This is a genomic window from Streptosporangium sp. NBC_01469 (assembly GCF_036227305.1).
GTDB lineage: Bacteria > Actinomycetota > Actinomycetes > Streptosporangiales > Streptosporangiaceae > Streptosporangium.
Genome location: NZ_CP109465.1, coordinates 4,285,611 through 4,297,664, shown reverse-complemented (window position 1 = coordinate 4,297,664; position 12,054 = coordinate 4,285,611). Strand labels below are relative to the sequence as shown.

Annotated in this window: 12 protein-coding genes and 1 tRNA gene; 3 read left to right on the top strand and 10 right to left on the bottom strand. The window is 69.4% G+C overall.

The genetic code is table 11. From position 1 onward, the window contains the following. Positions 1–46: 46 nt before the first annotated feature. Together OG587_RS19275 and OG587_RS19270 are read right to left on the bottom strand one after the other, a co-directional pair. Complete coding sequence (locus tag OG587_RS19275) at positions 47–820, bottom strand: enoyl-CoA hydratase-related protein (RefSeq protein WP_329092188.1); 774 nt, start codon at positions 818–820, stop codon at positions 47–49. A gap of 43 nt (positions 821–863) precedes the next feature. Then, on the bottom strand, positions 864–1,109 hold the full coding sequence (locus OG587_RS19270; RefSeq protein WP_329092187.1) for a hypothetical protein: 246 nt from the start codon (positions 1,107–1,109) through the stop codon (positions 864–866). 23 nt (positions 1,110–1,132) lie between these two features. On the opposite strand from OG587_RS19270, the gene OG587_RS19265 reads away from it, so the two are divergent. Next, complete coding sequence (locus OG587_RS19265; RefSeq protein WP_329092185.1) at positions 1,133–1,276, top strand: hypothetical protein; 144 nt, start codon at positions 1,133–1,135, stop codon at positions 1,274–1,276. 77 nt (positions 1,277–1,353) lie between these two features. Here the strand turns inward: OG587_RS19265 and OG587_RS19260 are convergent, their stop codons facing one another. The 4 genes from OG587_RS19260 to OG587_RS19245 form a co-directional block, all read right to left on the bottom strand. Beyond that, a complete protein-coding gene (locus OG587_RS19260; RefSeq protein WP_329092183.1) occupies positions 1,354–2,643 on the bottom strand; it encodes an RNA-guided endonuclease InsQ/TnpB family protein in 1,290 nt (429 codons plus the stop codon). 6 nt (positions 2,644–2,649) lie between these two features. Next, entirely contained in the window at positions 2,650–3,048 is a 399-nt protein-coding gene (tnpA, locus tag OG587_RS19255; RefSeq protein ID WP_329092181.1) for an IS200/IS605 family transposase, read from the bottom strand. 180 nt (positions 3,049–3,228) lie between these two features. Continuing rightward, positions 3,229–4,491 (bottom strand): nitric oxide synthase oxygenase, encoded by a 1,263-nt coding sequence (locus tag OG587_RS19250; RefSeq protein WP_329092179.1) that lies wholly within the window; start codon positions 4,489–4,491, stop codon positions 3,229–3,231. 273 nt (positions 4,492–4,764) lie between these two features. Beyond that, positions 4,765–4,840: transfer RNA gene (locus OG587_RS19245), tRNA-Asn, on the bottom strand. A 170-nt stretch (positions 4,841–5,010) separates the two neighbouring features. On the opposite strand from OG587_RS19245, the gene OG587_RS19240 reads away from it, so the two are divergent. Further along, entirely contained in the window at positions 5,011–5,322 is a 312-nt protein-coding gene (locus tag OG587_RS19240) for a YtxH domain-containing protein (protein ID WP_329092177.1), read from the top strand. 155 nt (positions 5,323–5,477) lie between these two features. Here the strand turns inward: OG587_RS19240 and OG587_RS19235 are convergent, their stop codons facing one another. The 4 genes from OG587_RS19235 to dnaG all read right to left on the bottom strand — a co-directional run bounded on the left by OG587_RS19235 (position 5,478) and on the right by dnaG (position 10,864). After that, on the bottom strand, positions 5,478–5,939 hold the full coding sequence (locus OG587_RS19235; protein ID WP_329092175.1) for a hypothetical protein: 462 nt from the start codon (positions 5,937–5,939) through the stop codon (positions 5,478–5,480). After that, entirely contained in the window at positions 5,936–7,237 is a 1,302-nt protein-coding gene (locus OG587_RS19230) for an MGH1-like glycoside hydrolase domain-containing protein (protein ID WP_329092173.1), read from the bottom strand. The genes OG587_RS19235 and OG587_RS19230 overlap by 4 nt, the downstream gene beginning before the upstream one ends. Before the next feature lie 487 nt (positions 7,238–7,724). Continuing rightward, a complete protein-coding gene (rpoD, locus tag OG587_RS19225; RefSeq protein ID WP_329093914.1) occupies positions 7,725–8,861 on the bottom strand; it encodes an RNA polymerase sigma factor RpoD in 1,137 nt (378 codons plus the stop codon). 152 nt (positions 8,862–9,013) lie between these two features. Then, positions 9,014–10,864 carry a DNA primase gene (dnaG, locus tag OG587_RS19220; RefSeq protein WP_329092171.1) on the bottom strand — a complete coding sequence of 617 codons (1,851 nt, stop codon included), beginning with the start codon at positions 10,862–10,864 and terminating at the stop codon, positions 9,014–9,016. A gap of 202 nt (positions 10,865–11,066) precedes the next feature. Here dnaG and OG587_RS19215 point away from each other — a divergent pair, with 202 nt between their 5' ends. Next, a complete protein-coding gene (locus OG587_RS19215; RefSeq protein WP_329093911.1) occupies positions 11,067–11,945 on the top strand; it encodes a M23 family metallopeptidase in 879 nt (292 codons plus the stop codon). Positions 11,946–12,054 lie beyond the last annotated feature (109 nt).

Genomic DNA, 12,054 nt, shown 5'->3' with positions numbered 1-12,054 from the left:
GGGGACCTACAGGGGCCTACGGGGTTCTACAAGGATCTACAGGGGCCTACAGGGGAGGGAAGCCGGGGGCGCGGCGCTCGACGAAGCTGGCGACGCCCTCGGCGAAGTCCGGCCGGGTGAAGGACTCGGCCATCAGGTGCGTCGCGGCCGCCTCCGACGCCTCCAGGCTCCGCTGGCCGTCACCCCAGACCTGACGCTTGATCACCGCCATCGAGGCCGGGGAACTGTACGTCGCCAGCTCGCGGGCGTAGGCCAGCGTCTCCTCCATCAGCCTCTCCCCCGGCACCGACCGGCCGGCCAAGCCCAGCTCGTACGCCTCGGCACCGGTGAAGGTGCGGCCCGACAGCAGCAGGTCCATCGCCCTGGCCTGGCCTGCCAGGCGGGGCAGGACCCATGACATGCCGTACTCGGCGATCAGGCCGCGCCGGGCGAAGGCGGTGGTCCACTTGGCCTCGGCGGCCGTGAAGACCAGGTCGCAGAGGAGGGCGTGGACCATGCCGAGCCCGGCGCAGGCACCGTTGACGGCGGCGACGATCGGTTTGCGGATCGTGGTCGGGAAGGTGGTGGGGCGCGGATCCGGCCGCCCCGCGTAGGAGCCGTCATGGAGGGCGGTGAGCGTCCGGAAGTCCGCACCGGCGCAGAACCCCCTCCCCGCGCCGGTGACCACGATCACCCGGACCTCGGGGTTCTTCTCGGCCTCGGCAAGCTGGTCGAAGTAGCGGCGGCCCATCTCGTCGGTCCAGGCGTTGAGCCGGTCCGGGCGGTTGAACGTCAGCGTCAGCACGCCCCGCTCGATCGACGACAGCACCAGATCGACCATCCCGCATCCCCCTCGCGAGCCCGGAGAGCCACAGAATATCGTTCTACACCTTTTCCCTCTCCGGCGTCAGCATGTGCGAGCGGACCAGATCCTCGACCGTGGCGCGCAGACCGAGGAAGGAGGAGGTGCGCTTCACGGCGAGGGCCCGGTAGGCGGGAAGGTCGATCGGCACCTCGGCGGCGACCCTGCCGGGGCCGCAGGCGAAGACGAGCACCCGCTGGGCGAGCAGAACGGCCTCCTCCACGTCGTGGGTGACCATCAGCACGGTGGTGCCCGTGTCGCGCCACACCTCGCGCAGGAAGAGTTGCGGCGTTGATCCGCGCCGCGTCCACGACCGCCGGGAGCGCGTACGGCCAGGTCACCTTCCTGAGGATCTCTCCGCGCCGGGCGCCGAGGGTCGCCGCCGGCCTAGCCCAGCTCGCCGGGCACCCGCCGTACGGCCTCACAGTCGCGTGACGCCCGGCGTCGGCGGAACCCTAGGTGCGCCCCACCATGAGGTGGGTCACTGCAAGTGCTTGAAGCGCTCCCTACGGCTAAGGTCGGGGGATTCCAGCCAGCCCGGACGCCGCTGTTGCGGTGGTCTGCGCTGCTGTTGCTTGGCGGTTGGCCTTGCGGCCCACGCGGTTGCGTGGTTTGCGCGCCCCAGCTCGCACACCCGGTCCGGGCTGTGCGAACTCCGCCCTTCCGGCGGTGAGTACGTTCTTGGCGGCGTTCACGTCGGCGTGTTCGGTGTGTCCGCAAGAGGTACACCGAAAGACCGCTTGGCTCTCGCGGGACTTCCGATCCACCACCGTGCACACGTTGCACGTCTGACTCGTGTACGCCGGATTGACAGTGATCACATGGGTGCCCGTATACCGGGCCCTACTACGAGTGGCCAACTCGATCCGATACCAGCCCTTGTCCAAGATGGACCGATTCAATCCGGCCTTGGCAGCGGCCCCGTTCGGCAAGAACGCGCCCGGCCGCTCAGGATCTGGCCTGGGTTCGACGCCGGCGGTCATGTTCTTGGTCTTGAGCGCCTCGAACACGACCATCTCAAAACCCGTGGCCAGGGTATGGGCGGTCTTGGCGGCGAAGTCCTCCCGGCGCCTGCGGACCGTCCGCACCATGTCGGCGACCCGCGCGGCGGCTCTCTTACGCCGGACCGATCCCTTCGTGGTCCGGGCGAAGTCGCGCTGAAGCTTCTTGACATGCTCAACTTCCCGATCACGGGCGAACACCCGGTGATGGAAGCGGCCGTCCGAGCGGGTCGCGACCTTGACCACGCCCCGATCGATCCCCACGGCGCTGCCAGGGCCGGCGTGGCGCTCAGGCGCGGTGACCCCATCCTCGACGAGAAAACTGATGTACCAGTGCTCGCCGTCCCGGCTGACGGTGGCGTTCTTGACCTTCCCGCCGAGCGGGCGGGTGATCCGCACACGGACCCAGCCGAGTTTCGGCAGCCTCACCCGCGCCCAGCGCCGGTTGAGCCGCTCGACCGCGATTTTCCCGCCCTCGGGGAACCGGAAGCTCGGCGGGTTGGCGACCTTCGACTTCCAGCGGACTTTCCACGTGCCGTGCTTGGCACACGCGGCATCCAGGTCGATCAACGCCTGCTGCAGACAGTGACCGGGCACCTCGGCCAGCCACGGGAAGTCGGCTTTCGCCTCAGCCACCTGGCGGGCCTGGTCGTGGTAGCCGATCCACCCCCCGCGCCGACGATAGAGGCGGCGCTGTTCCAGCGCGGTGTTCCACACCGACCGGCACGCCCCGCCGACGCGTTCGGCGAACTCACCCTGCTCAGGGGTGAGGTCCAGGCGATACTTGCGTCCGGTAAGCACCGGCGATCACCGGTCCTTCTGATTCTCGATGTAGCCCTCGACCACCTGCGGGGGCGCATCACCCACGGTCGCCACGAAGGAGGAGTTCGTCCACAAGGTCGGCAGCTTCGACGTCAGTGCCGGGAACTTCTCGCGGAGCAGGCGAGAGGTACGGCCTTTGACGGCCTTGACCAGCTTGTGGATCCCGAACCGGGGGTCCACCTCGACCAGCAGGTGACCGTGGCCGGACATGACGTCGCACTCCACCAGCCATGCTCCCTTCTCCTCGATCACCCCACGGATCAACCGTTCAAACCGTTCTTCGATCCGAGCGTCCAGAACCCGCCGCCGGTACTCGGGGCACCACACCACGCGCAACGCACACTGGAAGGCGATAGTGCCGTTCCTCCGGAGCGTCACGGCCACACTGAGTCAGTATGCAGAAGGAAGTCATCTGCCGCTCAAAGATTCGATTGCCCATCAAGGAGAACCCTCTTCAGGTCAGAGCACGCTCGGGCCTGGCGACCCTCCCACGCCGGGCTCACCCCCATGGCTGAAGCCAGGGGTGAGCCCGGCATCTCCGATCGCCGGTACGTTTCCCCTGGATTAACCCCCCGTTGCAGTCCAGTGACCGAGTGCGCGTTCCAGGGAGTCCGGGTGGTGGACGAAGTTCGGCGACAGCAGCCGATCCTCGTAGTAGCGGTGGAAGACCGGCGTGGCCGAGGCCGACATGGGGGGCACGATCCAGGTCCAGTCGGCCGGACAGACCCGCCCCTCCTTCTCCTCGCGTTCCAGATGCATCAGGAAATGTCTGGACTCGGTGTGGTGGTCCGTCATCGTCACCCCCGCCCGCTCGAAGGAGTGCAGGACCGCCATGTTCAGCTCCACCAGCGCGTAGTCCCGCCAGAGCGAGCGGTCGCTCTCGGTGTCCAGTCCCATGCGCTGGGCGATCACCGGCATCAGGTCGTAGCGGTCGGCGTCGGCCAGGTTGCGGGCCCCGATCTCGGTTCCCATGTACCAGCCGTTGAACGGGGCCGCCCGGTAGCAGATCCCGCCGATCTCCAGGCACATGTTCGAGATGACCGGCACCGCGTGCCAGCGCAGTCCCAGCTGCTCGAACCACGGGTGGGTGGGGTGCGAGAGCGCGACCTCCAGCACGGCGTCGCCGGGGATCGTGGACAGCAGCGGCGGCCCGTCCCCCACCGAGATCGCGAGCGGCAGGACGTCGAAGGGGCTTCCGGGACCGCCTGGCCAGCCGAGCTCGCGCAGCATCGCGGTGAAACCGGTGTAGCGGGGGTCGCCGACGACCGAGCCGTCCTCCATCGCGTACCCGGCGTAGCGGATGAGCTGCTCGTTCCAGATCCGCGGTCCCGGGGTCCCCGGCCGGTCCTGGGGGAACACGGTGATCGTCGGGCGGATCCGGCGGCTCGGCGCCGCGTCCCGCAGGTGGTTCACGCACTCGACGGCGACCCCCTCGGCCGTGGTGACGTGCCGCCGGTCGCGCACCCGCAGCGAGCGCCAGTACAGGCGTCCGATGCACCTGCCGCTGTTGCGCCAGGCCACCCTGGCGCCGAAGGTCAGCTCGCCGGGGGTGTGCGTGTACGTCCCGGTCCTGGCGATCTCCTGCCGGACCTCACGCAGGCGTTCTCGCAGGACTCCCGCCCCGGGATTCTCCGCGTGGAACAGCCTGAGGTAGTCCTCGGCCGCCGCCACGTCGACCGGGAGCACCTCGGGGACACCACCGGGGACGCCGTCAGAGACGCCGCCGGGGGCGCCCAGGACCCTGAGGACATCGGGAACACCGGGGACACCGGGGACGTCGCGGAGCGGATCCGGCGCACGCCGCCGGGACCTTCGCCAGGTCAGCACAGAAAAACCACCAATTGTGGCTCACGGGCACGACGACCGTTCCGGGCGGCGCGGTGCCCTGAACGCGGCGGCCCTTCCCCGCTGCGATCGCTGTTGTCCGCGGCAACCTCGCACCGGTTAGCTCGCCAAGATCATGGCGACACCGGGCGCGGCGCTCCTCATTTTCTGTGATTCACCGGGTTTTGTCCGGCGAATCGGAACGCGAGAGGCTGTCTAAAACAGGCCGGAAGACGGCGAAAGGCCCCGGAAGCTGAGCTTCCGGGGCCTTTCAACTGGCTCCCGCGATAGGACTCGAACCTATAACCTGCCGGTTAACAGCCGGCTGCTCTGCCGATTGAGCTACACGGGATTGCGCTTTGCGCTGGTCGGACCGGGTGTCCCCCGTTCCTTGCGGCGCAGGAATAGATTAGCGCACTCCATGGGTGTGTGTCGCATCGATACTCCGGGGTAGGTGCGAGACGAGGCGATCCGCGAGTGATCACAGGACAGGGTCCGCGGAACATGCTTGTGGAGGTGGACATGCGTTATCGACTGATGCTCGGGGTGGGATTCGCGGTTGGCTACATCCTGGGAAGCCGCGCCGGCCGGGAACGGTACGAGCAGATCAAGCGGATGGCCCAGCGGGTCTCCGACAACCCCGCCGTGCAGGAGACGGCCGGCCTGATGGGCGCCAAGGTCTCCAAGGCGACGGGGGTGGCAAGGACCAAGGTGAGCGACGTGGCCAGGAACCGGCTGCCGTTCCTGCGTTCGGCCAACGGCTGGCACGGCGAGGAGCATGACGACACGGGCACCGGCTGGCCGGACAACCAGAGGACGAACGCGCCCTACTGATCTTCCTGCCGCAGCCCCATCGGCACCCACGGGCCGGGAACGGCCCGCCGATGTGAAAGGCCCCTCAGGGGGCCTTTCGCGTGTCCGGAGCCGATCTCGAGGGAAGGCCCCGCGCGGGAAACGGGCGGCTTCGCGAAGGCGCCCTGCCCGGGATCTCAGACGCCGAAGCTCCGGCGTGTCTCCTCAAGCGCCTGCTCAGCGAGGGCACGCAGGCCGGGGTCGTCCGGGTCGAGACCGGAGTCGAAGACGAACTCCCAGATCAACCGGTCGGCGTCGGCCTTCCTCGCCACCAGCCGCACTCCCCCTCGCGCGTCCAGCGGGACGTACTGGTTGACCACGATCGAGGCGGTCACCCGCTCCCGCACGGCCTCGGGGATCCGGCCGGGCTCGGGCAGCAGCGCCCGGTGCGACCGCCCGTCGGTGGTGCCGACCGTGAGCCCCTCCTCGTCCCACACCCCGCGATCCACCCGGAACCAGGGCAGGCGCTCACCGCCCAGGTAGAGGGCCTTGTCCGCGGCGATCACGTAGCCGTCAGGACCCTCGGCGTAGGCGAGCACCCGGTCGCCCGGGGCGACGGCCGCGCGGACCTCGGAGGGCATGCGATTGAAGAGCTTCACCGTTCCACGGTATCCGCCAGCAGGTCGAGGGTGAGCGCCGCCGACCAGGAGAAGTCCCGGCTGCCCCGCCCGCTGCCGTCGAAGGGGTCGAAGCACTCGCGGAAACCCGCCTGCCGTACGAGGCGCAGGGTGCTCGAGCCGAGCACCCGCACCAGCCCCGGCAGGTCGTGCACGGCCGCCGCCCGGCGCAGCAGCCAGTTGGCGTTCACCCAGGACGGCCCGCGCCAGTAACAGGACCTGTCGAACTGCTGGGCGCGGATCTCGCAACTCGGCACCGGATATCCGGCGGCCCCCATGAAACGGGCCGACTCCAGCACCCTCACCAGCTCCGCGACCCGCTCGCCGGGCATCCCCTGGTCGAGCATCGGCCCGAAGCAGCCGACCGTGCACACGGGGCTGAGCCGCCCCTCACGCAGATCGCGGGCGCGGAAGACGCCGTCGTCCCAGAGGCGTTCCAGCAGCGCCGCACGGATCCGCTCCACCGCCTCCCGGTGCGGGCCCGCGTCCGCGCCCACCACCGGAGCCAGCTCGGCGAGCGCCTGGCAGGAGGCGAGCCAGATGCCGTTGAACATCGGGTCCTCGACCGCGAACGGGTGCTCGTCCCGTAGATAGGCCGGATCGTAGCCGGAGTCCCGGTAGGCCAGGGCGAGCGCCATGTAGCGGTCGTGGCGGCTGTCGGAACGCCGGTCGGCGGGCTCCTCGTTCCGCCGGTAGGCGTGGTGGACCGGGGGCAGCGCCTCCAGCGGCGCGTCCCAGGCGGGGCTGTCGTCCATCCCGGACTCCCACGGGTGCACGATCGCGGCCAGCCCTCCCCCGCCGAGGTCCCTGGAGGTGGCGAGGTAGTCGTGCTGGGCGACCAGCATCGGGTAGAGCCGCCGCACCAGGGCCACGGCCGTGTCACGGTCGGCCGCGTGCCGCCATATCCACCACAGGGCCAGCGCGTGCAGCGGCGGCTGTGTCAGCCCGGAGGTGCACACGGCGTGGGGCGAGGCCGGGTGGTCCCGGGAGCGCCAGACCGAGGGGCCGGGGAAGTAGCCCTCCGCGTGGACGGGGTGGAAGACGATGTGCGGCACCATCCCGGTGCCCCACTGCCCCGCCAGCAGGCTGATCAGCTCGGTTCCGGCCCTGCGGGTGTCCCAGCGGGCCAGGCCGATCGCGACGAAGGTGGAGTCCCAGTTCCACTGGTGGGGGTAGAGGCCGGGCGCGGGAACGGTCGCGGACCCCGTCCAGTTCGCGTCGAGCACGGACCACGCCTCGCGCCCGAGCGCGGCGTCGTCGACCGCCGCTCGCGACTCCATCCGCCCAGTCTGCGCCTGTATCGGCCAGGAAAACAGTCCAGCCCGCCTCGAATGCACCAAACAGGGTTAACGTACGGCCCCCGGAACGGGTGCGAGCCCGGAAAACAGGGGCTTCCGGATGATCGCGGCAGCGGTAGTCCCAGGTGACCGGCGACGGAACCGCCGAAACGACGCGGGCCCGGAACACGGGGACCCCGGGTGATCGGTGAGAACGGCGCGGCCCGAAAAACCGGAACGGGCACGGGCACGGAGCACGAGGGCTCCCGGGCGATCGGCGTGAACGGCGCGGACCGGACCCTCGACGATCACGGCGACGGAACCACCGAACGGCGCAGGTCCAAAAAGAAGGTCCTCCGACGGCCACGACGGCGAAACCGCCGAGGGGCGCGGGCCGGAAACGAGGGTCCCCGACGATCACGGCGACGAAGCCGCCGAACGGCGCGGGCCCCGGGAACGGAGGTTCCCGGGGCCCGCGCCGTGTGGCTCCTCAGTCGAGGTAGTCGCGAAGCATCTGCGCCCGCGTCGGGTGCCGGAGCTTGGCGAGGGTCTTTGACTCGATCTGCCGGATGCGCTCGCGCGTCACGCCGAACTCCCTGCCGACCTCCTCCAGGGTCCGAGGATGCCCGTCCGCGAGCCCGAAGCGCAGCTGGATGATGCGCTGCTCACGATCGGAGAGGGTCGCGAGGATGTCGTCGAGCTGGTCCTGCAGCATGATGAAGGCCGCCGCCTCCATCGGCACGACCGCGTCGGCGTCCTCGATGAAGTCTCCGAGGTCGGAGTCCTCCTCGCCGATCGGCGACTGGAGCGAGACCGGCTCCTGGGCGATCCGCTGGATCTCGATCACCCGGTCGATCGGCAGGTCCATCTCCATCGCGATCTCCTCGGGCGCGGGCTCGCGGCCGAGGTCCTGGTGGAGCTGACGCTGGACCCGTACCAGCTTGTTGATCGTCTCGACCATGTGCACCGGAATCCGAATGGTGCGCGCCTGGTCCGCGATGGCCCTGGTGATCGCCTGGCGAATCCACCAGGTGGCATATGTGGAGAACTTGTAGCCCTTGGTGTAGTCGAATTTCTCGACCGCCCGGATGAGCCCGAGGTTGCCCTCCTGGATGAGGTCCAGGAACAGCATCCCGCGTCCCACATATCTTTTGGCGATTGACACGACCAGTCGCAGATTGGCCTCGATCAGCCGCTGCTTGGCCCGTGTGCCCTGCCAGGCGAGCTCCTTGAACTCCGGGAAGACCAGACGCGAGACGACGCTGGCCAGTTTGTCCTCGGCGAACAGACCCGCCTCGATGGACTTGGCGAGCTCCACCTCCTCCTCGGCCGTGAGCAGGGGCACGCGACCGATCTCCCGCAGGTATATGCGGACAAGATCGCTGGTCGGGGCTCTTTTCCCGACATCCTCCTCATCGGCCCGGGCGGGTTCCTCGTCGCCCTGGGGCTCAAGGACCTCCACTCCCTGCTCGGCGAGCATTCGGACGACGCGTTCGAGCGCGTCGGACGGCAGCTCGGACTTGTCGAGAGCGGCGGCCACGTCATCAACCGTGACGCTTCCGCGCTCTCTTCCCTTCGTGACGAGGTCGGCCACCTGGTCTACCGATGGCGGCCCACTTGGCAGCACCGATGCACCCACGGGAGACAGTCTGCTGTATTGGGTCCCCTAAATGGCAGACCTATTTTTGTCACCGGAGGTAAGGCCTCGATCATTATCGGATCGAGACCTTATTCGGGTTTGGTGTAATCAGCCCGCGGATATTAATGCCATTTACGCCGTCAGCTCCCGGCCGCGCGATCCTTGAGCACGCGCCGCTGCTGTTCCAGCGCGACCAGCTCTCCGAACAGCCGGTTGTACTCCTGCTGCTCGTCGACCGGGTTCGTCCGCTGCATTCTCGACTTGAGCTGCTCGATGGCCCGCCCCACCGAGACGAGCTCCAGGGCCGCCAGCATGGCCGAGGCGTAGCGCTCCTCGCTCGCCAGATCGGCCCGCAGCTCCTCGACGGCGAACCGGGTGACGACCCCGCGCAGGGAGTCCTCGGCCCCGCGGAGCAGCAGGTCGACCCACTCGCGCCCGCCCTGCCCCGCCGTGGCGGTGCCGCCGGAGTCGACGATCAGCCGGTAGAGGGCCGCGTGCTCGGCGAGCGTGAACGCCTCCGCTCCCAGCGCCTCGAAACCCGGGCCGAGCAGCGCGGGACGCTGCACGGCCAGCCGCAGCACCTCCGCCTCGGTCCGGACGCCGGGGTCGGTGAGGTCGGCGACTTTGCGGGGCCCCGCGGGGCGCTGGGCGCGCGGCTGGGCCGCCGCGGAGACCTCGGTGATCCGGTCGAGGACGAAGCGCTCGTTGTTGAAGCCCAGCCACCGGTCGAGGTCGACGGCGTACAGCTGGCGCAGGGACCTGTCCTTGATGCCGGCCACGATCGGGGCGGCGGCGTCGAGAGCGGAGAGCCGTCCCTCGTTGGTGCTCACGTCGTAGCGGGAGATCACGCTGCGGATGGCGAATGCGAACAGCGGCTCCCGCCCGGCGATCAGGTCGCGCACGGCCGCCTCGCCGTGCCTGATGCGCAGGTCGCACGGATCGAGGCCGTCGGCCTGCACCGCGACGAAGGTCTGGGTGACGAACTTCTGCTCGTCGGCGAAGGCGCGCAGCGCCGCCTTCTGGCCCGCCGCGTCGCCGTCGAAGGTGAAGACCACCTCGCCGTGCGACCCCGACTGGTCGAGCAGCAGCCGCCGGAGCACCTTGATGTGCTCCTCGCCGAACGCGGTGCCGCAGGTGGCCACCGCCGTCGGCACGCCCGACAGGTGACAGGCCATCACGTCGGTGTAGCCCTCGACGATCACGGCCTGGGAGCGCTTGGAGATCTCGCGCTTGGCCAGATCGACGCCGTAGAGGACCTCGCTTTTCTTGTAGAGCGGGCTTTCCGGGGTGTTCAGGTATTTCGGTCCGTCTTCGGCGTCGTTCAATTTCCGCGCGCCGAAACCGATGACGTCGCCGGTTATGTCGCGAATGGGCCAGACCAGCCGTCCTCTGAAGCGGTCGATCGGGCCGCGCCGCCCCTCCTTGGCCAGCCCGCCCTTGATCAGCTCCGCGGTGGTGAAACCCCGGGCCATCAGGTGCCGCGAGAGGGCCTCCCACTCGGCGGGGGCGTACCCGACGCCGAAGCGCTCGGCGTCGACCCGCTCGAACCCGCGCTCCGACAGGAACCTGCGCCCGATCGCGGCGTCGGGGGCGGACAGCTTCGAGACGTAGAACTCCGCCGCCGCCCGGTGCGCCTCGATCAGGCGGATGCGCTCGCCCTGCTCGCGCCCGGGGACGTAGCCGCCCTGCTCGTAACGGAGCTGGACGCCCGCCCGGTTGGCCAGCCGCTCGACCGCCTCGCCGAACGACAGATGCTCCAGGCGTCGGACGAAGGTGATGACGTCGCCGCCCTCGGCGCAGCCGAAGCAGTACCAGTAACCCCGGGTGGGGGTCACGTTGAAGGACGGGCTCTTCTCCTCATGGAAGGGGCAGAGCCCTTTCAGGTTGCCGCCGCCGGCGTTGCGGAGCTGGATGTGCTCGCCCACGATGTCGGCAATCGGCGAGCGCTCCCGTACGAGCGCGATGTCCTCATCACTGATCCGGCCTGCCACGCCGCGAGTCTAGTCCGGCCCCCCGACAGGTCGGGGCGAGGAGCCGGCCCGGCTCCGCTCCGATCCTCCGGCATGCCGGAGTGCCACCACCGGGACGGGAGGTACGGGAGGAACGATGACTTTCCCGAAGTGGTCGTGACCAACCAGGACGTCGGTTACAAAGGTAAAGGCGGATTCTCGATAATGTACGCGGGTGGAGATCATGCGATCGGGGCACATAGCACGATTGGCCGCCGTGACCGGCGCGGTGCTCGTTACCGGGGCCTGCGCGTCGCCGGGCGGGGTGGCGGGCATCGGCACTGCGGTCCCGACCCCCGGAGCGGAGCCCGCGGCCGGGTCTCCGGCCTCGTCGGTCACCGCGACCATGCCCGAGGCGACCCCGACCCCCGTCCCCCGGACGGCGGTCGACCGCCCCAAGGCCGACCCCCCGGTGCAGGTCCCGCCGCCGAAGGTTTCCAAGCACACCTACGTCTTCCCGGTGAAGGGCTGCTCGTCCACCTACGAGAGCAGGCTCCTGGTGCTGCCCAAGACCACGATCTGGGCGGGCAAGGGCTGCTCGTTCGTCTCTCCGGTGAACGGCGTGGTCGACGAGGTCAACGTCAAGAACCGGTGGACGCCCTCCACCGATCGCGGCGCCGACCGTGAGGGCCGGTTCGTCACGGTCATCGGCGACGACGGCGTCCGCTACCTCGGCGGCCACCTGGACAAGATCGCCCTGGGGGTCAGGCCGGGACTGCGCGTCAGCGCCGGTCAGGTCCTGGGCCAGATCGGCAACTCGGGCAACGCCCGCTCGACCGCCAGCAACCTCTACTTCGCGATCTCCTGGAAGACCTCCCCCTCGATGTGGTGGGTGCGCCGGGGCATGGTCAAGCCCTGGAACTATCTGGACGCCTGGCTGAAGGGCAATCCCACGCTCTCCCCCAGTGAGGAGATGCGGGCCGTGATGAACCAGACCGGGGCGGCTCCCCGGTGCTTCACCCTGTGCGCGTCGAAACCGCAGCCGACGCCGACGAGGAAGCCCACCAAGAAACCGGAGCGCCCGCAGGAGCCGGTGCAGATCCCGCTGAACGGCGGCAACTGACACCGGGAACGTGACACCACATCACCGGCCGGGGACGCGACACGACCCGGCCGGCGGCCCGCCAGGGCGCGGTGCCAGGCGACCGCGGAGGTACCGGGAACGGGACAAG

Coding starts and splice junctions, on each gene's coding strand:
- OG587_RS19215 (WP_329093911.1), top strand. CDS start 11,067: ATGCGATCGGGGCACATAGCACGATTGGCCGCCGTGACCGGCGCGGTG.
- OG587_RS19240 (WP_329092177.1), top strand. CDS start 5,011: ATGCGTTATCGACTGATGCTCGGGGTGGGATTCGCGGTTGGCTACATC.
- OG587_RS19275 (WP_329092188.1), bottom strand. CDS start 820: ATGGTCGATCTGGTGCTGTCGTCGATCGAGCGGGGCGTGCTGACGCTG.
- OG587_RS19230 (WP_329092173.1), bottom strand. CDS start 7,237: ATGGAGTCGCGAGCGGCGGTCGACGACGCCGCGCTCGGGCGCGAGGCG.